At 66.0% G+C, this 21,041-nt stretch carries 20 protein-coding genes and 1 tRNA gene; 13 read left to right on the forward strand and 8 right to left on the reverse strand.

Translation table 11 applies throughout. The annotated features are described in order from the left end of the window. Positions 1 to 60 precede the first annotated feature (60 nt). Genes AC1DW2_RS15450 through AC1DW2_RS15460 form a run of 3 tightly spaced genes read right to left on the reverse strand, consistent with a single transcriptional unit; the run spans position 61 to position 2,989 of the window. Positions 61 to 1,419 carry a TRAP transporter large permease gene (locus AC1DW2_RS15450; RefSeq protein WP_063983437.1) on the reverse strand — a complete coding sequence of 453 codons (1,359 nt, stop codon included), beginning with the start codon at positions 1,417 to 1,419 and terminating at the stop codon, positions 61 to 63. Then, positions 1,416 to 1,970 (reverse strand): TRAP transporter small permease, encoded by a 555-nt coding sequence (locus AC1DW2_RS15455; protein ID WP_063983436.1) that lies wholly within the window; start codon positions 1,968 to 1,970, stop codon positions 1,416 to 1,418. Before AC1DW2_RS15455 ends, AC1DW2_RS15450 begins: the two co-directional genes overlap by 4 nt. Then, the gene (locus AC1DW2_RS15460) at positions 1,967 to 2,989 is read right to left on the reverse strand and encodes a TRAP transporter substrate-binding protein (protein ID WP_063983435.1); all 1,023 of its coding nucleotides are present in this window, start codon (positions 2,987 to 2,989) and stop codon (positions 1,967 to 1,969) included. Before AC1DW2_RS15460 ends, AC1DW2_RS15455 begins: the two co-directional genes overlap by 4 nt. Positions 2,990 to 3,286: 297 nt before the next feature. Between AC1DW2_RS15460 and AC1DW2_RS15465 the strand changes: the two genes are divergently transcribed. Then, positions 3,287 to 3,529, forward strand: coding sequence for a pentapeptide MXKDX repeat protein (locus AC1DW2_RS15465; protein WP_028150975.1), 243 nt, complete (start codon positions 3,287 to 3,289; stop codon positions 3,527 to 3,529). Positions 3,530 to 3,666: 137 nt separating this feature from the next. On the opposite strand, the gene AC1DW2_RS15470 is transcribed toward AC1DW2_RS15465, so the two are convergent. Beyond that, the gene (locus tag AC1DW2_RS15470) at positions 3,667 to 4,014 is read right to left on the reverse strand and encodes a DUF6481 family protein (RefSeq protein ID WP_071914157.1); all 348 of its coding nucleotides are present in this window, start codon (positions 4,012 to 4,014) and stop codon (positions 3,667 to 3,669) included. Between the two features lie 263 nt (positions 4,015 to 4,277). Between AC1DW2_RS15470 and AC1DW2_RS15475 the strand changes: the two genes are divergently transcribed. From AC1DW2_RS15475 to AC1DW2_RS15485, 3 genes are all read left to right on the forward strand, one after another. After that, positions 4,278 to 4,505 (forward strand): hypothetical protein, encoded by a 228-nt coding sequence (locus AC1DW2_RS15475; RefSeq protein WP_028150973.1) that lies wholly within the window; start codon positions 4,278 to 4,280, stop codon positions 4,503 to 4,505. A 70-nt stretch (positions 4,506 to 4,575) separates the two neighbouring features. Then, complete coding sequence (locus tag AC1DW2_RS15480; RefSeq protein ID WP_085401256.1) at positions 4,576 to 4,812, forward strand: hypothetical protein; 237 nt, start codon at positions 4,576 to 4,578, stop codon at positions 4,810 to 4,812. A gap of 172 nt (positions 4,813 to 4,984) precedes the next feature. Beyond that, complete coding sequence (locus AC1DW2_RS15485) at positions 4,985 to 5,767, forward strand: hypothetical protein (RefSeq protein ID WP_247310434.1); 783 nt, start codon at positions 4,985 to 4,987, stop codon at positions 5,765 to 5,767. A gap of 100 nt (positions 5,768 to 5,867) precedes the next feature. Here the strand turns inward: AC1DW2_RS15485 and AC1DW2_RS15490 are convergent, their stop codons facing one another. Next, a complete protein-coding gene (locus AC1DW2_RS15490) occupies positions 5,868 to 6,026 on the reverse strand; it encodes a hypothetical protein (protein ID WP_028161343.1) in 159 nt (52 codons plus the stop codon). Positions 6,027 to 6,214: 188 nt separating this feature from the next. On the opposite strand from AC1DW2_RS15490, the gene AC1DW2_RS15495 reads away from it, so the two are divergent. Both AC1DW2_RS15495 and AC1DW2_RS15500 read left to right on the forward strand, forming a co-directional pair. Next, entirely contained in the window at positions 6,215 to 6,367 is a 153-nt protein-coding gene (locus AC1DW2_RS15495; RefSeq protein WP_014495428.1) for a hypothetical protein, read from the forward strand. 267 nt (positions 6,368 to 6,634) lie between these two features. Next, on the forward strand, positions 6,635 to 6,853 hold the full coding sequence (locus tag AC1DW2_RS15500) for a hypothetical protein (RefSeq protein WP_063983431.1): 219 nt from the start codon (positions 6,635 to 6,637) through the stop codon (positions 6,851 to 6,853). 147 nt (positions 6,854 to 7,000) lie between these two features. On the opposite strand, the gene AC1DW2_RS15505 is transcribed toward AC1DW2_RS15500, so the two are convergent. Both AC1DW2_RS15505 and AC1DW2_RS15510 read right to left on the reverse strand, forming a co-directional pair. Beyond that, positions 7,001 to 7,231, reverse strand: coding sequence for a hypothetical protein (locus tag AC1DW2_RS15505; protein ID WP_354075498.1), 231 nt, complete (start codon positions 7,229 to 7,231; stop codon positions 7,001 to 7,003). Between the two features lie 299 nt (positions 7,232 to 7,530). Continuing rightward, a tRNA-Arg gene (locus tag AC1DW2_RS15510) sits at positions 7,531 to 7,607 on the reverse strand. Between the two features lie 163 nt (positions 7,608 to 7,770). On the opposite strand from AC1DW2_RS15510, the gene AC1DW2_RS15515 reads away from it, so the two are divergent. The 7 genes from AC1DW2_RS15515 (at position 7,771) to AC1DW2_RS15545 (ending at position 19,195) form a co-directional block, all read left to right on the forward strand. After that, a complete protein-coding gene (locus tag AC1DW2_RS15515) occupies positions 7,771 to 8,013 on the forward strand; it encodes a hypothetical protein (protein ID WP_166341529.1) in 243 nt (80 codons plus the stop codon). Beyond that, entirely contained in the window at positions 8,010 to 13,214 is a 5,205-nt protein-coding gene (locus AC1DW2_RS15520; RefSeq protein ID WP_477006491.1) for an alpha-2-macroglobulin family protein, read from the forward strand. The genes AC1DW2_RS15515 and AC1DW2_RS15520 overlap by 4 nt, the downstream gene beginning before the upstream one ends. A gap of 95 nt (positions 13,215 to 13,309) precedes the next feature. Further along, a complete protein-coding gene (gene pbpC / locus AC1DW2_RS15525) occupies positions 13,310 to 15,418 on the forward strand; it encodes a penicillin-binding protein 1C (RefSeq protein ID WP_477006492.1) in 2,109 nt (702 codons plus the stop codon). A gap of 50 nt (positions 15,419 to 15,468) precedes the next feature. Continuing rightward, positions 15,469 to 17,211, forward strand: a complete 1,743-nt coding sequence (locus AC1DW2_RS15530; RefSeq protein WP_028151725.1) for an ArnT family glycosyltransferase — start codon at positions 15,469 to 15,471, stop codon at positions 17,209 to 17,211. Continuing rightward, on the forward strand, positions 17,212 to 18,057 hold the full coding sequence (locus AC1DW2_RS15535; protein ID WP_477006493.1) for a phosphatase PAP2 family protein: 846 nt from the start codon (positions 17,212 to 17,214) through the stop codon (positions 18,055 to 18,057). A 65-nt stretch (positions 18,058 to 18,122) separates the two neighbouring features. After that, the gene (locus AC1DW2_RS15540) at positions 18,123 to 18,860 is read left to right on the forward strand and encodes a glycosyltransferase family 2 protein (RefSeq protein WP_354075493.1); all 738 of its coding nucleotides are present in this window, start codon (positions 18,123 to 18,125) and stop codon (positions 18,858 to 18,860) included. After that, the gene (locus tag AC1DW2_RS15545; protein WP_071914138.1) at positions 18,857 to 19,195 is read left to right on the forward strand and encodes a lipid-A-disaccharide synthase N-terminal domain-containing protein; all 339 of its coding nucleotides are present in this window, start codon (positions 18,857 to 18,859) and stop codon (positions 19,193 to 19,195) included. The genes AC1DW2_RS15540 and AC1DW2_RS15545 overlap by 4 nt, the downstream gene beginning before the upstream one ends. A 9-nt stretch (positions 19,196 to 19,204) precedes the next feature. Here AC1DW2_RS15545 and AC1DW2_RS15550 read toward each other — a convergent pair whose 3' ends face one another. Beyond that, entirely contained in the window at positions 19,205 to 20,893 is a 1,689-nt protein-coding gene (locus AC1DW2_RS15550) for a Na/Pi cotransporter family protein (protein WP_477006494.1), read from the reverse strand. Between the last annotated feature and the right edge of the window lie 148 nt (positions 20,894 to 21,041).

Here is a 21,041-nt window from a genome sequence, read left to right on the forward strand (position 1 = left end):
GAGAGATGGTGGGCACGGCGCTGCGCGCCTTTGCCCACCCTACGGCAATTGCGATTGCCTCTACCTGCTCCCGTCCGGCCCCATCACCAGGTCCGGCAGCCCGGTCGAGATTCCCGGGAAGAAGCACAGCAGCAGCACCGCGAGCATCATCAGCAGCACGAAGGGCAGGGTGCCCCAGATCACCTCGCGCAAGGGAATGTCCGGCGCGACGTTGCGGATGACGAAGATGTTGAGGCCGACAGGCGGATGGATCAGCCCCATCTCCATCACGATGGTCATGACTACGCCGAACCAGATGATGTCGAAATTGGCGGCGCGGAGCGGCGGCAGGATGATCGGCGCGGTCATGAGAATAATGGAGACCGGCGGCAGGAAGAAGCCGAGCACGACGACCATGACGAGGATCGCGAACAGCAGCTCCCAGCGCGGCAGGTGCATCGCGACGATGGATTCGGCGACCGATTGCGAGATGTGCAGATAGCTCATCACGTAGGAATAGAGCAGCGACATGCCGATGATCATCATCAGCATGGTCGATTCCCGGATCGTCGACTTCAAGATCGGGGCGAGGTCGCTCGGCCGCCACACGCTGTAGATCGCCGCGATCAGCGCCAGCGCGAGCAGGCCGCCGAGGCCGGCGGTTTCCGACGGCGTCGCGTAGCCGCCATAGAGCGCGATCATGACGCCGGTGAGCAGCAGCACGAACGGGATCACGCGCGGCAGCACGCTGAAGCGTTCGGCGAGCGTGTATTCGTCGCGGGCCAGGATCGCCGCCTCAGGCCCGCCTTTCTCAAAGATCGCCTGCGCCGCGGCATATTCCTGGCGGAAGCGGATCACCGCATAGGCGCCGAACAGGGACACCAGCAGCAGGCCGGGCCCGATGCCGGCGAGGAAGAGACGGCCGAGCGATTTTTCAGCGGCGACCGCGAACAGGATCATCGTGATCGAGGGCGGCAGCAGAATGCCGAGCGTGCCGCCGGCCGCGATGATTCCGGCGGCAAAGCCGCCGGAATAGCCGCGCTTACGCATCTCGGGGATGCCGGCCGATCCGATCGCCGAGCAGGTCGCAGGGCTGGAGCCCGCCATCGCCGCAAACAGCGCGCAGGCGAACACGTTGGCGACGCCGAGGCCGCCGGGGACGCGATGCAGCCAGGCATGCAGGGCCGAATAGAGATCCTGGCCGGCGCGCGATTTACCGATGGCGGCGCCCTTCAGGATGAAGAGCGGGATCGACAGCAGCGTGATCGAGGCCATTTCCTCGTAGACGTTCTGCGTCACCGTATCCAGGGACGCGGCCGGCATGTAGATGCCCATGAACACGACCGCGACCGCGCCGAGCGCGAACGCGATCGGCATGCCTGAGAACATCACGACCAGCGTCGCGATACCGTAGGCGAGGCCGATACCGAAAACGCTCATGGACGCCTGGCTCCTGCGAAAGGCAGCGCAAGCTGCACGAGGATCTGGATGCAGAGCAGGCTCATCCCGAGCGCCATCAGCGAATAGGGAATGGCGAGCGGCGGCGACCACATCGAGTTTGAGACCTGACCGTCGACATAGGCTTCATGGGTCAGCGTCCAGGACTTCCAGGCGAAAAAGGCGCAGAACAGGAACGTCGCGGCATCGACCAGCCAGAGCCTGATCCGGTTCGCGAGCGGTGACAGCAGGCCGACAAAGGCCTCGATGCCGATATGGCCGCGGTTCTGCTGCACATAGGCCGCCGTCATGAAGGTGGCGCCGACCAGGAGGAATACGGCGGCCTCGTCCTGCCAGTAATTGGCGGCCTTGAACAGGGCGCGGCTGAGCACGCTGTAGCTCAGGATGGCGCAGGCCGCGATCAGCGCGATCGCTGCGAACACGACGATGATGGTGTTGAGGACGGCGAGACCGCGATCGATCGCCGCCGCAAGGCCGGTCCCTGCGGCAGCGTTCGCCTGGTCATCACGATCCGGAAGCGGACCGTGGCTCATGCGCCGACGTCGGAGGCGAGCTTGAGCAGGTTGGCGGCGGTCGCGGTCTTGGCGCCGTAATCCTTCCACGCGGTGTCGCGGGCGATGTCGCGCCATTTGCCGACGGTGGCGGCATCGAGCGCACTGACCTTGGCGCCGGCCTTCTCGTAGACCTTGGCGACCTCGACGTCGTCGTCCTGCGCGCCCTTGCGGCCGAAGGCTTCGAGCTCGGTGCCGACCGCGAGCAGGACGTCCTGCTGGTTCTTCGGCAGCTTGTCGAAGATCGCCTTCGACATCATCAGCGGCTCGAGCATGAACCAGTAGGAGGCACCCGCACCCGAGGTCAGCGACTTCGCGACCTCTTCGAGCCGGAACGAGATCAGGCTGGTCGAGGAGGTGATGCCGGCATCGCAGGCGCCGGTCTGCATCGCCGCGTAGATTTCGTTCGACGGCACCGAGAGCACTGAGGCGCCGGCGGTCTGGAGCACCATGTCCATCTCGCGCGAGCCGCCGCGCACCTTCATGCCCTTGGCATCTTCAGGGGCGACGATCGGTTTGGAGCGGCTGGCGACGCCGCCGGCCTGCCACACCCAGGTGAGCAGGATGATGCCCTTGTCGGCGAGGAAGTCGGTCAACGCCTTGCCGACCGGCGCCTTCTTCCAGCGCATGCCCTGGTCGTAGGTGGTCACGAGGCCCGGCATCAGGCCGATATTGGTCTCCGGCAGCTCGCCACCGGCGTAAGGCATCGGATAGAGGCTGATGTCGAGCGCGCCCTTGCGCATCGCGGAGAACTGCGCGTTGGTCTTGATCAGCGAGGAGTTCGGATAGATTTCCGCGGCGATGTCGCCTTTGCTGCGCTTGGCGACTTCAGCCGCGAACATGCGGCAGAGCCGGTCGCGGAAGTCGCCCTTGTCGATGGTCCCTCCCGGGAATTGATGCGAGATCTTCAGCGTGGTCGCGGCATGCGCGGTACCAGTGCCGAAGCGAAGAATGGCGGGTGCGGCGACGGCGGTCGCGATCAGATGACGGCGCGTGAGCATGGTGTATCCCCTTGGACGGCCCTTGGCCGGTTCTTGTTTGGTGTGAGGTGGGCTGGGTCCTTGAGACCAGCGCATAGGTCCATCCTAGCCGGTCTCTCACCCAATATTCTCTCATCTGATAGTTCGAGACCGAATGCCGGGGCAAGTGCCGGCCTTGCTGCAGTGCACACGGAACATCCTCGCAGCCGGCCCGCAGAAATTTTGTCAGTGGGCGCGTAACAACGCCAGCGGGCAATCCGTCGAGATCAGATAGCGGCGTCCGTCGCTGACAAACACCATCTCGAAGGGAAATCACTCATGACCATTCGCACCCGCATCGTGCTCGGCGTCTCGGCTGCCGCTCTGTCGCTTGGCCTCGCGCTGTCGCCGGCCGCTTTTGCCCAGGACAAGATGGGCAAGGACGACGGCATGATGAAGAAGGACACGATGTCCAAGGACGGCATGAAGAAGGACACCATGTCCAAGGACGACGGCATGAAGAAGGACCACATGTCGAAGGACGGGATGAAGAAAGACGACGGGATGATGAAGAAGAACTGATCTTCCGCCGTCGTCGCGGCGTCTGCGAAGGCAGCCGCGCGCTTGGAAGTCCGAGGGCGGTCACATGGACCGCCCCCAGCGATGTTTCAGTTCAACTTCACTTGAACGCGACGTGAGTTGAACGTGACTTGCGAACGTTACTTCCGCTTAGCCTTTCGGGCAGCGTAGCGGGCGTCGCGCTTGGCCTTTTGCTCGGCCTCGACTTCAGCCTGCTTGGCGATCGCTTCTTCCGCTTCGCGGGCGATACGCGCGGCTTCGGCCGCTGCAGCTTCTTCCGCAATACGCTTCTGCTCGGCCTTCTCGGCTTCGCGCGCGGCCTTTGCCTCTGCGCGCTTGGCCGCGAGCGCCTCGCGCTCAGCACGACGTGCCGCCACCGCCGGATCATCCAGCCCGGGCTGCGACTTGAATTTGTTCAAAAGATTTTTGCGCGCTTCCTGCGCCGCCTTTTGCCGGTCTGAAAACCCGGGTTCCCTAAATCCACTCACGGGCCTTGCCTTCCTCGCTTTCAATCCTACATCGGTGACTGTTGGTACGTCGGCTGGGCATAGCAGGCACCACGCGACGCAGAAGCGTGTACATCGGCGCGCGTCGCGAAGCCACCCATAATCGCAGCCGATCAGGTAGACGAAAAATCGCCACCACCGACGATCTCTCGTAGCCCCGAAAAACTGCCGAATTGTGATGTCCTTCATAGAGGACCACACGGAGCGGCGCCTAGCGTCCGCCCGGTACGAGACGGAGCACGGGCATGATGATCTCAAGACTGAGCCCGAAGGCGCTCGCAATCGCCGTCGCGGTGGTCGCCTTGGCTGGCGTCGCACTGTTGCTCGCCCGCCCTAAGCCGATCGAAAGTGCCGTCCTCGGCGCGGATTGGGAATGCACCCAGACCGCATTCTTGCTGACGACCTGCGCACCTCGGGCCACTCCGGCGGTCGAAACCTCGCGCAAGGATGCGATCCGGCAGACCCGGGGCTGAACGATCGACCGGGATGTGACGCGACGTCGCAGAGGTGGTAAAGCCGGCTCACCCCTGCGATCGGCCAGTCATGTCCAAGTCTGAGTCCAAGCCCGAATCCAAGCCCGAACCGGGCAAAAAGCCCAAATCCCTCGCAAAACCTCAATCCGGCGACAACCGTCGTGGTGCGATTGCCGGATTGATCATCGCGCTCGTGATCCTCGGTGTCGGCTGGTGGCTCGCCCGCGATCTCACCGCGGCCAGCAAGATGCAGGACTGCCTGATGTCGGGGCGGACCAACTGCAATGTGATCGAGCCGGCGCGCTAGAACGGTTCCGCCGCGCCCCAGGGCCGAAAATTGCCGTGATCTTAATCATTTGTAACGGGACTTAGCCGACCAAAGCAGGTCAGTTATGTCCGCCGGCATCAGCCAGGCGCGAGGCGAATCGTCTATCGCGCTAGGCACCACGGCAATCGCGAGAGTAGGGGGTTAAGCACGCATGAGTGCGTCCAGCCGCATGAAGATCATTATTCCCTTGGTTTCGGCCATGTCCCTTGTCGCGCTTTCGGCGCAGGCACAGGACTCATTGCCGCCAAGACCCCAGGCCCAGACGCCTGCGGGGCCCGGCGCGGGCGCGCCGCCCCAGAACAATCAGAACATGCGCAAGGGCCCCCCGCCGCAGCAGGCGGCCCGGCCCGCGCAACAGCCCGGCGGCCAGCCCCACGCCGGCGGCCCCGGTCCCGGCCCGCACGGAGCAGGCGGCCCGCCGCCCGGACGCAATTACGCCAGGGGCCCCGCACCGGAGCGCGACTGGGGCGGACACGCCTATCGCGGCAATCGCGCCTGGGATGGCGGGCGCTGGCGCCACGAGGTCCGCAACGGCCGCTCCGGCTGGTGGTGGGACGTCGGCGGCGTCTGGTACTATTATCCGCAGCGGATGGCCGGCCCGCCGGCCTACATCTCCGAGGATTACTTCGACGACATGCCGGTGGCCTACGCTCCGGCGCCGCCTCCCGTCGCCTACGAACCGCCGCCGCCTCCGCCACCGGCTGATCCCGGCGCAAGCGCACTTGGCGGCGCCATCGTCGGCGGCGTGCTGGGCGGCCTGATCTCGGGCAACGCCTCGGGCGCGGCCGCGGGTGCCGTGATCGGCGGCGCCACCGGCGCGATCGCCGGCGCCACGGCTGCCTCGCGGCCCGGCTATTATTTCGCCCAGGGCAATTGCTACTACCGCTATCCGAGCGGCCAGTATGTGCAGGCCGATCCTCGCGCGTGTTACTGAGGCTTCAGGCAAGGTCTGAAACAGGGRGGCGGGCGCAGGCCCGCCTCTTTTTGTCTGGGTAACGTATTGGTTGCTGAAGCGATACTGATCGCTTCGCGCGTCACACCAGCCAGTTGAAGAACGCGATCGCGGCCCAGACCAGGCCTGCGATCCAGGCCAGCATCACGATACCGATGGTGGCAAGAAACGTGGCGCCGAACAGGTCGGGCCTTGCGCGTCGCGTTGGGACGTGAGCCTCGGCTGCTGCTTCCTGTGTCATGATGGACCACCCATGCCCTCTCGCGGTGGTGCGAGCGGTTGAGTTCTGTTTAGCCGAGACGCCGGTTGCAGGCTGTGACGCACTTCACAGATGCGTCAGGGTGGGTTCGGACGACGCGAAGCCACCCCGCATTCATACGGACGAAATTGCCATCGGTCCGTCCATATCGGTCGGTTAGGTTCGGCCTCATGTGCCCCAAGTACGACCCACAGCACGAAGCCGAGGCGGCGATGAAGCGGGCCGCGGCGTCCGCCGACGGCGCCGACCGGCAGAGACTGATCCAACTGGCTCTGGCCTGGCATCAGCTCGCCCGCGACCGGCGCGACGAGCAGACGGACTAATCGCATCCTCGGCGAGATCTCGCGTCAATGGCCGGACGAGGTCGGGACGCTGGTTGGCCTGCATGAGAAAGCCCCGTGCTCGGGGGGACAAGCACGGGGCCCTTCAAAGCCGACCGGGGCTGGCGGGTCGGCACCACTCCATTTCGTTGCAGCCAACGTGCTGGTCGTGATCTCGTTCGCGGCGCTACGCATTTCGTCGCGCCGTGGTTCGCTGCGACTGACGTTGCGCAGTTAGGAACATCCGTTCCCCGTCGACGTTGGCCGGCTATGACAGACCCCGAATTGCGCGCGCAGTCTTTCGAGATCGCCTGGAAATATCTCGACCAATCCGGCCTGCTCACCGGTGAGCCCAATGATTCAGCCCGCTTCATCCTGAACAGGATCGACCGCTTGATGCTGCGCGGCGAGCGGCGCAGGCTGCTGCTGTCGAACGCCGCGATCGATGCGTACCGATTGCGGCCCGTGCTCGTGACCTCGGATGCATGAACGAACCGAGCCAGCGAAACGCGGCATTAATGAATGCGCGCTGCCGATTTTTGCGATGACGATTCGTGCTTTTGGAACGAAGCGGAGTCGGACCGTGAACAAAAGAAAGGCCGCTTAGGCGTCGGCTGATCTGGTGCTGCGCCTGACTCAATCGATCGCCAGGCAGTGCTCCAAATGTGGCTCCGAGTCCGCCTTCTGGCGGCTTGGACGCGCCCAGGCCTGAATAGCGAAGGCGAGTTGATGCTGACTGGCCGCCGCGTCCGCAATGGAAGCCCGCGCCGTCTCGATGCGCCGTGTGATCACGCTGGAGTTCACGACACCAGCGTCGATTGCCAAATACGACATCGCGATCACGGCAACCGCAGATGCGATAGCCATTCTCGTCCACTCGGTTGGCAACATCGAATTCCCTATCGGGCGCACGTCGCCCGGCGCATAGATAGGGTTCGTCTGTCCGGTTCAAAGACCGGGGCGAGGGTACCCACGTATTCGTGAAGTAATGAGGATTGGTAACTGTGCGTCCGTCACGTCGATCAAGCGGCACCGAAATTCCGGCAGCGCGAATCGAAATCGTCCACGGGATCGACGAGAACAGCGAGGCTCTTGAAGACGTCGCCGGTGAGCGGGCGGCCGATACCGCAAGTCGGCTCCATCGGCCTCGTCAATCCAGTGATGAATGGCGATCCCAGCAGGACTCGAACCTGCAACCCGCGGAGTAGAAATCCGCTACTCTATCCAGTTGAGCTATGGGACCGTCTTGAGGCCAGCCTTGGCTGCCGCCTGCCGGTCTTCTATCACGCCAGATATAAAAAATCCTCGACCCCGCCAAGTCTGAACCGAACCGTTTTCCTCAACGCCGCGACTAAGCGGAACGGTGGGGTGTCAGGGTGCCGGGTTGAGCGGCAGCGGACTGGACGATGGATTACATCGCCGGGAACGCTGGCCAGCTTCCGGGACACGGCCGCCGGTCGATCGGTCAGGTATGGCTGCGCCATCAGGACGGCGTGCGCGGTGATATCTCGATCGGTCTCCTCAGGGCTTGCCTTGTCATGGCGAATGCGACGATTTGCACCTTTGGTTCCATCGCCTTGAGTCCGTCACCTTTCCGCGCATTTCATGCTCACGCGGCGTTCGCCGCGATTTCCGGGAGTCCATTATGATCGGTCTTGTTCGCGCCGTCACACTCTGCGCCACGCTGGCGCTCGGCCTTAGCGCAGCGCTGGCCGCCGACAAGGCGTTCAAGCGCGACGACCTCGCCGATTCCGCGATCAAGCTGGAGGCCCAGATCAAGAGCGAAGCGGGGCCGGTCGCCAAGACCAGCGCGACGCTGCGCACCGACGCCGACGCCGCCTTCCGGCGCAATGATTTCCGCACCGGGCTGTCGGTGCTCGGCCAGATCGCCGCGACCACGCCGGAGGATACCGGCAACTGGCTGCGGCTCGCCAAGGTGATCTTCCAGATCTCGCCGAAAAGCTCGAGCGAGCAGACGTTCCTGCTGGAGCGGGCCTCGACCGCCGCATACATCGCCTACCAGCGCGCCGGCAATCCGGGCGAGGAGGCGGATGCGCTCGCCGTGCTCGGCAAATCGCTGGCCGAACGCAAGCTGTGGCGGCCGGCGCTGGATGCGCTGCGGCTATCGCTCGACATGCGCGAGGTCGCCGACGTCCGCGGCCAATACGAGAAGATGCGCGACGAGCACGGCTTCCGGCTGCTCGACTATACCGTGGACTCGGATTCGGCGAGCCCGCGCGCCTGCTTCCAGTTCTCGGAGGAGCTGGCCAAGCGCACCGACTTCGCGCCGTACCTCGCGCTGGCGGGCCAGGACAAGCCGGCGCTGTCGGCCGAAGGCAAGCAGCTCTGCGTCGACGGGCTGAAGCACGGCGAGCGCTACAACATCAATCTGCGCGCCGGCCTGCCGTCCACCGTGAAGGAGGGCCTGCCGAAATCGGCCGAGTTCAACGTCTATGTGCGCGACCGCAAGCCGTTCGTGCGCTTCACCAGCCGTGCCTATGTGCTGCCGCGGACCGGCCAGCGCGGCATCCCCGTGGTCAGCGTCAACACGCCCGCGGTCAGCGTCAACGTCTTCAGGATCGGCGACCGCAACCTGATCAACACGGTGGTCGACAGCGATTTCCAGAAGACGCTGTCGCGCTACCAGCTCGCCGATCTCGGCGGCGAGCGCGGCGTCAAGGTCTGGACCGGCGAGCTTGCGACTGCGATGACGCTGAACCAGGACGTCACCACCGCATTCCCGGTCGACCAGGCGCTCGGCGAGCTCCAACCCGGCGTCTACGTGATGACCGCCGCGGCCAAGGGGCCGGGCTCGGACGACGATTACCAGCTCGCAACGCAATGGTTCATCGTCTCCGACCTCGGGGTCACGGCCTATTCCGGCAATGACGGCATCCACGTCTTCGTCAATTCGCTGGCCTCGACCGACCCGGTCGGCAAGGCCGAGGTCCGGCTGGTTGCACGCAACAACGAGATCCTGGCGACCCGCAAGACCGACGACAGCGGCCATGTGCTGTTCGAGGCGGGCCTTGCGCGCGGCGAGGGCGGCCTGTCGCCGGCGATGCTGACGGTCACGGGCGAGAAGGCCGACTATGCCTTTCTGAGCCTGAAGACCTCGGCTTTCGACCTGTCCGACCGCGGCGTTTCGGGCCGGGCGGTGCCATCGGGCGCCGATGCTTTCGTCTATGCCGAGCGCGGCGTCTATCGCTCCAGCGAGACCGTCTATCTCACCGCGCTCTTGCGCGACGGGCAGGGCAATGCCGTTGCCGGCGGGCCGCTGACGCTGGTGATCGAGCGCCCCGACGGCGTCGAATTCCGCCGCGCCGTGCTCGCCGACCAGGGGGCCGGCGGCCGTACGCTGTCCGTGCCGCTCAATTCGGCCGTCCCGACCGGGACCTGGCGGGTCCGCGCCTTCACCGATCCGAAGGGCTCGTCGGTCGGCGAAACCACCTTCATGGTCGAGGACTACGTCCCTGATCGGATCGAATTCGACTTGTCTGCCAAGGACAAGCTGATCAAAGCTAACGCTCCGGTGGAGCTTAAGGCGGATGGCCATTTCCTCTATGGTGCGCCGGCCTCCGGTCTCCAGCTCGAAGGCGACATGCTGGTCGCGCCCGCAAGCGAACGCCCGGGCTTTGCCGGCTACCAGTTCGGCGTCGCCGACGAGGAGACCACCTCAAACGAGCGCACGCCGCTGGAGAATTTGCCGGAAGCCGACGCCAACGGCGTTGCCACCTTCCCGGTGACGCTGGACAAGCAGCCTGCCTCGACGCGCCCGCAGGAGGCGCAGATCTTCGTTCGCATGGTCGAGACCGGCGGCCGCGCCGTCGAGCGCAAGATCGTGCTGCCGGTCGCGCCCGCCAACGCCATGATCGGCATCAAGCCGCTGTTCGGCGACAAGAACGTCGCCGAGGGCGACAAGGCCGAGTTCGACGTCGTGTTCGTCTCGCCCGAGGGTGAGAAGCTGCGCCGCGACGGCCTGCGCTACGAGCTCCTGAAGATGGAGTCGCGCTACCAGTGGTATCGCCAGAACAATTACTGGGAGTACGAGCCGGTCAAATCGACGTCGCGCGTTTCCGACGGCGACGTGACGATCGCTGCCGACAAGCCGTCGCGGATTTCGCTGAGCCCGCAGCCCGGCCGCTACCGGCTCGATGTGAAGTCGAACGACGCCGACGGTCCGGTGACCTCGGTGCAGTTCGACGTCGGCTGGTATTCCGACGGCAGCGCCGACACGCCGGACCTGCTGGAGACCTCGATCGACAAGCCGCAATACGCCTCCGGCGACACCATGACGGTGTCGGTGAACGTCCGCAGCGCCGGCAAGCTCACCGTCAACGTGCTCGGCGACCGCCTGCTGACGACGCAGACCATCGACGTCAAGGAAGGTACCGCGCAGGTGCGGCTGCCGGTCGGCAAGGACTGGGGCACCGGCGCCTATGTGGTGGCGACGCTGCGCCGCCCGCTCGATGCGGCTGCGCAACGCATGCCGGGCCGGGCGATCGGCCTGAAATGGTTCGGCATCGACAAGCAGACCCGCACGCTCCAGGTGAAGCTGACGCCGCCGGCACTGGTCCGGCCGAATGCGATGTTGAAGATCCCGGTCAAGCTCGACGGGCTCAATCCGGGCGAGGACGCCAAGGTGGTGATTGCCGCGGTCGATGTCGGCATCCTCAACCTGACCAATTACAAGCCGCCGGCGCCGGACGATTATTATCTCGGCCAGCGCCGCCTGAGCGCGGAGATCCGCGATCTCTATGGGCAACTGATCGACGGCATGTCGGGCACGCGCGGACAGATCAAGTCCGGCGGCGATGCCGGTGCGGGCGAATTGCAGGGCTCTCCGCCCGCGCAAAAGCCGCTCGCGCTCTACTCGGGCATCGTCACGGTCGCCACCGACGGCACCGCCGAAGTGAGCTTCGATATCCCCGAGTTCGCCGGCACCGCGCGCGTCATGGCGGTGGCGTGGACCGCGACCAAGCTCGGCCGCGCCAACACGGATGTCGTGATCCGCGATCCCGTGGTGCTGACCACGACCTTGCCGCGCTTCCTGCTCAATGGCGACCACGGCACGGTCAACCTCGAGATCGACAACGTCGAGGGCCAGGCCGGCGACTACGTCATCAACGTGAAGACCGGCGGCCCGGTGAAGATGACCGGCAATCCCGCAACCACGGTCAAGCTCGCCGCCAAGCAGCGCAACGCGTTTACGCTCGCAATCGACGCGACGGCGGCGGGGCAGGCGACGCTCGACGTGGACATCAAGGGGCCGAACGGCCTTGCGCTGGCGCGTCACTATGCGCTCGACGTCAAGGCAGCGACGCAGGTGCTGGCGCGGCGTTCGATCCGGACGCTGGCGAAGGGTGAAAGCCTGACGCTGACCTCGGACATGTTCTCCGATCTCGTGCCGGGCACCGGCAGCGTCTCGGTTTCGGCCAGCCTGTCGACGGCGCTCGACGCCGCAACGATCCTGAAGGCGCTCGACCGCTACCCCTATGGATGCTCGGAACAGATCACGAGCCGTGCCTTGCCGTTGCTCTATGTCAACGAGCTCGCCGCCGGCGCGCATCTGGCCATGGACACCGAGGTCGACCAGCGCATCCGCGATGCGATCGAGCGACTCCTCGCGCGTCAGGGCTCCAACGGCTCGTTCGGCCTGTGGTCGGCCGGCGGCGACGATGCCTGGCTCGACGCCTACGTGACGGACTTCCTCACCCGCGCCCGCGAAAAGGGCTTTGCGGTGCCGGACGTGCTGTTCAAGAACGCGCTCGACCGCATCCGCAACTCGGTCGTGAACGGCAACGAGCCCGAGAAGGACGGCGGGCGCGATCTCGCCTACGGCCTCTATGTGCTCGCACGCAATGGCGCCGCGCCGATCGGCGATCTCCGCTATCTCGCCGACACCAAGCTCGCCAACCTCGCAACGCCGATCGCGAAGTCGCAGCTTGCGGCGGCGCTCGCACTGGTCGGCGACCGCAACCGCGCGGAACGCGTCTACGGCGCCGCGCTCGACGGCCTCGCGCCGAAGCCGGTGCTGGAGTTCGGCCGCACCGACTACGGCTCGCAGCTTCGCGATGCCGCAGCGCTGGTCTCGCTCGCCAGCGAGGGCAACGCGCCGAAGGCGACGCTGACGCAGGCGGTGTCGCGGGTCGAGACCGCGCGCGGCCTGACGCCCTACACCTCCACGCAGGAGAATGCGTGGCTGGTGCTGGCGGCGCGGGCGCTGGCCAAGGAAAACCTCTCGATGGAAGTCGACGGCCAGCCGGTCAAGACCGCGCTGTACCGCAGCTACAAGGCCGTGACGCTGGAGGGCAAGCCGCTGAAGATCACCAACACCGGCGATGCGCCGGTCCAGGCGGTGGTCTCGGTGTCGGGCTCGCCGGTCATGCCGGAGCCGGCTGCATCGAACGGCTTCAAGATCGAGCGCAATTATTTCACGCTCGACGGCAAGCCCGCCGACATCAGCAAGGTCAAGCAGAACCAGCGTTTTGCGGTGGTGCTGAAGATCACCGAGGCGAAGCCCGAGTACGGCCACATCATGGTGTCCGACTATCTGCCCGCGGGCCTCGAGATCGACAATCCGAAGCTGGTGTCGTCGGGCGACAGCGGCACGCTGGACTGGATCGAGGACGGCGAGGAGCCTGAAGATACCGAGTTCCGCGACGACCGCTTCACGGCGGCGGTCGATCGCGCCTCGGACTCCAAGTCGGTCTTCACCGTCGCCTACGTCGTGCGCGCGGTCTCGCCCGGCAAATACGTGCTGCCCCAGGCCTATGTCGAGGACATGTACAATCCCTCGCGCTACGGCCGGACCGGGACGGGTAACGTCGAGGTGCGGGCGCCGAAGTGAGTGGAGAGATGAGAAACGCGGCGCCTCCTCAAACTCCGTCGTCATGCCCGGGCTTGTCCCGGGCATCCACGGACGTTGGTGCCGCGGCCAAGAACGTGGATGGCCGGGACAAGCCCGGCCATGACGGGGCAAGGGGCAGGGGCTTTCGCGTCCTCTCGGGCCTCGCGCTCACGCTGATCCTCACCATCATCGGCTTCGTCGCCTGGGTCTACGCGCTCGGCCCGCTGCCGCTCGACGAGGCGCGCCAGGTCTCCACCACGGTCGTCGATCGCAACGGAAAGCTGCTGCGCGCTTATGCCATGGCCGACGGCCGCTGGCGGCTGCCGGTCGATGCCAAGGCCAATGTCGATCCGACCTATCTCAAACTGCTGCTCGCCTATGAGGACCAGCGCTTCTACGCGCATAACGGCCTCGATCCGCTCGCGCTGGGGCGCGCCGCGCTGCAGCTCTCGACGCGCGGCCACATCGTCTCGGGCGGCTCGACCATCTCGATGCAGCTGGCGCGGCTGATGGAGCCGCGGCGGCAACGCTCGCTCTATGCCAAGCTGCGGCAGATCGTGCGGGCGATCGAGATCGAGCGCAGCATGAGCAAGGCCGAGATCCTCGACCTCTATCTCGCGCTCGCGCCCTACGGCGGCAATCTCGAAGGCATCCGCTCGGCCTCGATCGCCTATCTCGGCAAGGAGCCGAAGCGGCTCTCGCTGGCCGAGGCCGCGCTGCTGGTGGCGCTGCCGCAATCGCCGGAGACGCGCCGGCTCGATCGCTATCCCGAGGCCGCACGCAAGGCGCGCGACCGCGTGCTGGACCGCATGGTCGAGGAGCATGTGGTCAGCCTTGAGGACGCGAAGCAGGCCAAGGCCGTGCCCGTGCCAAAACTGCGCAAGCCGATGCCGATCCTCGCGCCGCACGCCTCCGACACGGCGCTGTCGACGGTCAAGGATACGCCGGTCATCAAGCTGACGCTCGATGCCAATCTGCAGAAGGTGCTGGAGCCGCTGGCGCGCGACCGTGCCATTGCGCTCGGGCCCAACATCTCGGTCGGCATCATCGTGGTCGACAATGAGAGTGGCGACGTGCTTGCCCGCGTCGGTTCGGCCGATTATTTCGACGAGAGCCGGGCGGGGCAGGTCGACATGACCCGCGCCGTCCGTTCACCGGGGTCGACGCTAAAACCCTTCATCTACGGGCTCGCCTTCGAGGACGGCTTCGTCCACCCCGACAGTCTGATCGACGACCGGCCCGTCCGCTTCGGCTCCTACGCGCCGGAAAATTTCGACATGACGTTTCAGGGCACGGTGCCGGTGAAGAAGGCGCTGCAATTGTCGCTGAACGTGCCGGCGATCGTGCTGCTCGACCGCGTCGGCGCCAGCCGGCTGTCGTCGCGGCTGCGGCAGGCCGGTGGCAATCTGGTCCTGCCCAAGGACGAGGCACCGGGGCTCGCGATGGGACTCGGCGGCGTTGGTGTGACACTGCAGGACCTCACCCAGCTCTATACGGGTTTCGCCCGGCTCGGCACCACCATGCCGTTGCGCGACCTCATGACCGGCCGGGACGATCGGGAACCGCTGCGGCTGCTGGACCAGGTCGCGGCCTGGCAGGTCGGCAACGTGCTTCTGGGCACGCCGCCGCCCGAAAACGCCGCCCATAACCGCATCGCGTTCAAGACCGGCACCTCCTACGGCTATCGCGACGCCTGGTCGGTCGGCTTCGACGGCCGCATGACCATCGGCGTCTGGGTCGGCCGGCCCGACGGCGCGCCGGTTCCCGGCCTGATCGGCCGCGTGGCCGCAGCCCCGATCCTGTTCGATGCCTTCGCCCGCACCGGCAAGACGCTGGCCCCGTTGCCGAAGCCGCCAAAGGGAACTCTGGTCGCCAGCAACGCCAAGTTGCCATTGCCGCTGAAGCGGTTCCGCCCGGTCGGGGACCTGGTGCGGACCGGCAGCGAGCAGGCGCTGCACATCCAGTTCCCGCTGAACGGCTCGCGGATCGATGTCGACCGTTCCGGCGGCGAGGGGAGCGCAGCCATGCCGGTGAAGGTCGCTGGCGGCGTCCTTCCCATGACCATCATGGTTAATGGAACATCACTCGGCGAGATCGACGGGCGCCGCCAGCGCCTGATCGATCCGCCCGGTCCGGGCTTTGCGCGGCTCACCGTGATCGACGCCACTGGCGCCGCGGACACAGTTGTCATTCGAATTCAATGACCCCGCCTTAACCGGTTGTCCGAATGACGGTTTCAGCGTAAGCGGAACCAATGGCCGAGACCTATCCCAGCCCCCGTTTTGGAGCACCCCGCGAGCCGAAAGCGCCCGTGAATCCGGGCAGCCGGCTCGTGCTTATGCTGGACTACGCCACGGCCAGTCACGCCCGCGCGGTCGGCTTCCTGCTGCTGTGTGCGCTGCTGTTATTCCTGCCGGGCTTCTTCACGATTCCGCCCGTTGACCGCGACGAGGCGCGCTTTGCGCAGGCCACCAAGCAGATGGTCGAGAGCGGCGATTATGTCGACATCCGCTTCCAGGAAGACGTCCGCTACAAGAAGCCAGTCGGCATCTACTGGTTGCAGTCGGCCGCGGTTGAAGCCGCATCCGCGCTCAAGCTGCCGAAGGCCGAATTGCGGATCTGGGTGTACCGGCTGCCGTCACTGATCGGCGCAATCGGCGCCGTGCTCATGACCTATTGGGCCGCGCTCGGCTTCGTCACGCGGCGCGCCGCGGTGCTCGCCGCGCTCCTGATGTGCGCCTCGGTGCTGCTCGGCGTCGAAGCACGCCTCGCGAAAACCGATGCGATGCTGCTGTTCTGCGTGACCGCCGCGATGGGCGCGATGTCGCGCGCCTATCTGTCGTGGCAGCGCGCAGAGGATGAGACGCATCCGCCCTGGAGCTGGCCCGCGATCTTCTGGACCGCGCTCGCGGTCGGCATCCTGATCAAGGGCCCGCTGATCCTGATGTTCGCAGGCCTGACCATCGTCGCGCTCGCGATCCAGGACCGCGATGCCTCGTGGCTATGGAAGCTGCGTCCGCTCTGGGGCCTGATGTGGATGCTGGTGCTGGTGCTGCCCTGGTTCGTCGCGATCTTCTGGCGCGCGGGTGATGCCTTCTTCGCCGATTCCGTCGGCGGCGACATGCTGAGCAAAATCGGCGCCCAGGAATCCCATGGCGCGCCGCCCGGACTGTATCTGGCGCTGTTCTGGATCACATTCTGGCCCGGCGCGCCGCTTGCGGCGATGGCGGCGCCGGCGGTCTGGCGGGCCCGGCGCGAGCCCGGGGCGCAGTTCCTGCTGGCCTGGCTGATTCCGTCCTGGATCGTGTTCGAGGCGGTGCTGACCAAGCTGCCGCATTACGTGCTGCCGCTGTATCCGGCGATCGCGATCCTCACCGTCGGTGCGCTGGAGCGCAACGTGCTGTCGCGCTCGTGGCTTGCGCGCGGCTCGGCCTGGTGGTTCGCGATTCCCGCTGCCGCCTCGATCATCGCCGTGGTCGGCGCGGTCATGCTGACCCGGCAACCGGCGTTCGTGGCCTGGCCGTTCATTGCGGCCTCGCTCATCTTCGGTCTGTTCGCCTGGTGGCTGTTCGACACCAACCGCGCCGAGCGCTCGCTGCTCAACGCGCTGGTCGCAGCCCTGATGCTCGCGGTCGTGGTCTACGGCATCGTGCTGCCGTCGCTGACCCCGCTGTTTCCGAGCATCGAGATCGCACGCGCGCTTCGCAACGTCACCTGCGTCGGGCCGAAGGCAGCCGCTGCCGGCTATCACGAGCCGAGCCTCGTGTTCCTGACGGGCACGCAGACGCTGCTCACCGACGGCTCGGGCGCGGCGGATTTCCTGCGGCAGGGGAGCTGTCGCTTCGCGCTGATCGAGCAGCGCTCGGAGCGCAGCTTCGTGCAGCGGGCCGAGGCGATCGGGCTGCGCTACAAGGTAGGTACCCGCATCGACGGCTATAATTTCTCGCAAGGGCGCGCGATCTCGATCTCGATCTTCCGCTCGGAAGGCACTGAGTAGATGCCGGCGCCAGCCGACATCACGCCGCGCCCGGGCTATCCCGCGCAATTGCTCGCGGTGTCGGGCCGTGCCCTGGCGCAGCTCGTCCGTACGCCTTCGCATTCATGCCGCGCCGAAGCCGCGCGAAAGCTGGCGCGGCATTCGCTGTGGCTCAGCGCGGCCGGTGCGGCCTTGATTATCGTGCTGATGCTCGCGTTCGATCAGACCGAGATCCAGCTGATGCCAGCGCGCGGCGCGCCGAGCCTGTGGCCGATCCGCATCCTCACCGATTTCGGCAAGGACGAGTATGTGCTCTCGGTGCTCGGGGGGACGCTGGTGCTCCTGGCGCTCGTTGCAGCGGGATTGCACGGCACCCGTCGTGGGCTGCTGCTCGGCCTCGGTACGCGGCTGCAGTTCATGTTTCTGTCTGTCGCCCTGTCCGTGTTCGTTGCCGAGATCCTGAAATATCTCATCGGTCGCGGACGTCCGTTCGTGAGCGGCAAGGCCGATCCGTTCAACTTCATCCCGTTCGAGGGAACGGGGGCTTATGCCAGCCTGCCGTCGGGTCATGCGGTGACGGCGTTTGCGCTCGCGTTTGCGGTCTCGGCGCTGTGGCCGCGCCTGCGCGTGTTCATGTTCACTTACGCAATCGTGATCCTGCTGACCCGGCTGGTGCTGCTCGCGCATCATCCGAGCGACGTCGTCGCCGGCGCTCTGGTCGGCATGGTCGGCGCCATGGCAGTGCGCTACTGGTTCGCGGCCCGGAGGCTCGGCTTTGCCATCCGCGCCGACGGCACCATTGTGCCTCTTGCAGGGGCGGTCTCGGGCCGTCTCAAAAGGGTTGCCCACGAGGCATCCGCCCCATAAAAGCGGCTGCCTGCCGGGACCGCCGGTTCCCCGGGGCAGGCCAATTCCAACCACGAGCTTTCGATTTGTCGTCGTCCCAGCCTTCGGTTTCCATCGTCGTTCCCGTGCGCAACGAAGCCGACAACATCGCGCCGCTGATCGAGGAGATCGGCGCGGCGCTCGACGGCCGCTGGGCCTATGAAATCATCTACGTCAATGACGGCTCGACGGACGCGACCGGCGAACGGCTCGGCGCGATCATGCAGCAGCGGGACAATCTCCGGCAGCTTCGCCATGCCAGATCAGGCGGCCAGTCGGCAGCAGTGCGCAGCGGCGTGCGCGCAGCGCGCGGCGCGATCGTGGCGACGCTCGACGGCGACGGGCAGAACAATCCCGCCTTCCTGCCGGACCTGATCGCGGCGGTCGAGAAGGGGGCGGGGCGCGTCGGTCTCGCGGCCGGTCAGCGTGTCGGACGCAAGGATACCGGCTTCAAGAAATTCCAGTCGCGCGTGGCGAACGGCGTCCGCAATGCTATCCTGAAGGACGGAACGCGCGATACCGGTTGCGGCCTGAAGGCGTTCCGGCGCGACGTGTTCCTGATGATGCCCTATTTCGACGGGCTGCATCGCTTCCTGCCGGCGCTGGTGCGCCGCGAGGGCTACGAGATCGCCTATGTCGACGTGATCGACCGGCCGCGCCGTTCCGGCGTGTCAAACTATGGTTTCTTCGACCGGCTGTGGATCGGCATCATGGATCTCGTCGGCGTGTGGTGGCTCATCCGCCGCAAGAAGCCGACACCAGATGTGACTGAGGTGAAGGCATGATCATCCAATACGGTCAGGCGTTGAATAACTATCTCTACGACGTCTTCGTCGCCAAGTTCGATTTCTGGCTGGCGTTCGGCCTCGTCGCGCAGCTGTTCTTCACCGCACGCTTCCTGGTGCAGTGGATCGCGAGCGAGCGGGCCGGCAACAGCGTGGTGCCGATGGCGTTCTGGTTCTGCTCGATGGGCGGCGGGCTGATGACGCTGGTCTACGGCGTCGTGAAGCGCGAGCCCGTCATCATCCTCGGACAGGCGCTCGCGACCATCATCTATATCCGCAACATCATGCTGATCATCAAGAACCGCGGCCGCGCCTCGAGGACGCTGGAACGCTGAGACGCGCCGCTAGCGCGGTAACGCCGACGCCGCGCCGGAGGCGGGCAGGGCGGCATCCGCCTCGCTCCTGCGATAAGGCTCGCCGGCGGCATCGAGCACGGGATAGGCGACCGAGCAGATATGCGAGTGGATGCGGCGCAGGTCGCGCAGCACGTCCAGATGTAGCGAGGTGGTCTCGATGGTCTCGGGGCGGCCCTCGCGCAGGCGGTCGAGATGACGCTCTACGGCGGCGAGCTCGGTGTTCTTCAGCGTGGTCTTCTCCACCAGCAGCTTGCGCGCTTCGTTGGCATCGCCCGACATGAAGACGCCGAAGGCGATCCGCAGCGAGTCCATCGTGCGCTTGTGGAAGGCGGCCAGCTCCTCGGCGCCCTCGACCGAGAACTGGAAGCGGCGCTTGATCTTCTTGGTCGCGAGCTCGCTCAGGCTCTTGTCGATGATGTCGCCGATATGCTCGAGGTTGATGGCGAAGGAGATGATCTCCATCGCGCGCCGCCCCTCGCTCTCGTCGAGGCTGCCCCGCATCAGCTTCGTCACATAGAGCTTGATGGCTTCGTCGAGGCTGTCGACGACATTGTCCATCTTCGTGACCTGGTCGACCAGCGCGCGGTCGCCGGTCATCATCGCCGCCATCACCTTGCGCAGCATGACCTCGACGAGATCGCCCATGCGCAAGGTCTCGCGCGCGGCGTCGGCGAGCGCCAGTGACGGCGTCTCCAGCGCGCTCTCGTCGAGATAGCGCGGCCGGGCCGGATCGTCTTCCCGGACGCGATCAGGCAGCAGCCGGATCAGGAGCCGGGACATGATGTCGAGCAGGCCGATGAAGATGACGGCGGTGCCCACGTTGAAGGCGATGTGGAAGGCCGCCGTCATCCTGGCGAGATCGGGCTGCCAGGCGTGCATGTGCTCGGCGATCCCACTCAGGAACGGCAGCACCAGCGCGATCCCGATCACGCGGTTGGCGAGATTGCCGAGCGGCAGGCGGTAGCTCGCGGGATCGTCGCGCCGGGCGCCCTCGAACATGGGATTGATGGCGCTGCCGAGATTGGCCCCCAACACCAGCGCGAGGGCCGCGTAAGGCGTGATGAACTGCGAATAGGCCAGCGACATGATCAGCAGCACGCTGGCGACGCTCGAATGCACCGCCCAGGTGACGAGCGCGGCGATGACGATGCAGAGCACGGGATCGCCCGTGATCGCCGACATCATGACGCGAACACTCGGCGCGTTCTCCGCCGGAGCCAGCGTGTCGAGCAGGATGTGCAGCGACAGCAGCATCAGGCCGAGGCCGATGAAGACGCGCCCGATATCCTTGATCCGCGACCGTGGGCCGGAGCGGAAGGCGACGAGCCCGAGCACGAACAGGACAGGCGCAACGGCTGCGATGTTGAACGACAGCACCTGCACGATCAGCGTCGTGCCGACATTGGCTCCCAGCATGATGGCGAGCGCGGCGGCCAGGCTGACGAGGCCTTCTGCCGCGAATGAGCTGGTGATCAGCGCCGTCGCCGTGCTGCTCTGGAGCAGCGCGGTGAGGCCTAGCCCGGCGGCGAACGCGTTGAATCGGTTGCCGAGCGCCTTGCCGAGCAGCCGCCGCAGGTCCGGGCCGAAGGCGCGCAGAATCCCGCTGTGGACCATGTGCAGGCCCCACAGCAACAGCGCCACGCCGCCCATCAGATCGAGCAGAACCAACGTTCCCATGCTCCGCGTCCGGATTGGAGTCGATTGGTGAGGCTAGCGCCAAACGTCAGCGGTTCAAACCCTTTGTTGGCGCATCCGCGTTAACGTTTGCGGCGGTTGCGCGTTCCCGCGGCGCGCGATTGCCGCGTCCCGAGGCGCGATGCCTTGT

The sequence above is a fragment of the Bradyrhizobium sp. P3_C3 genome (assembly GCF_056402655.1).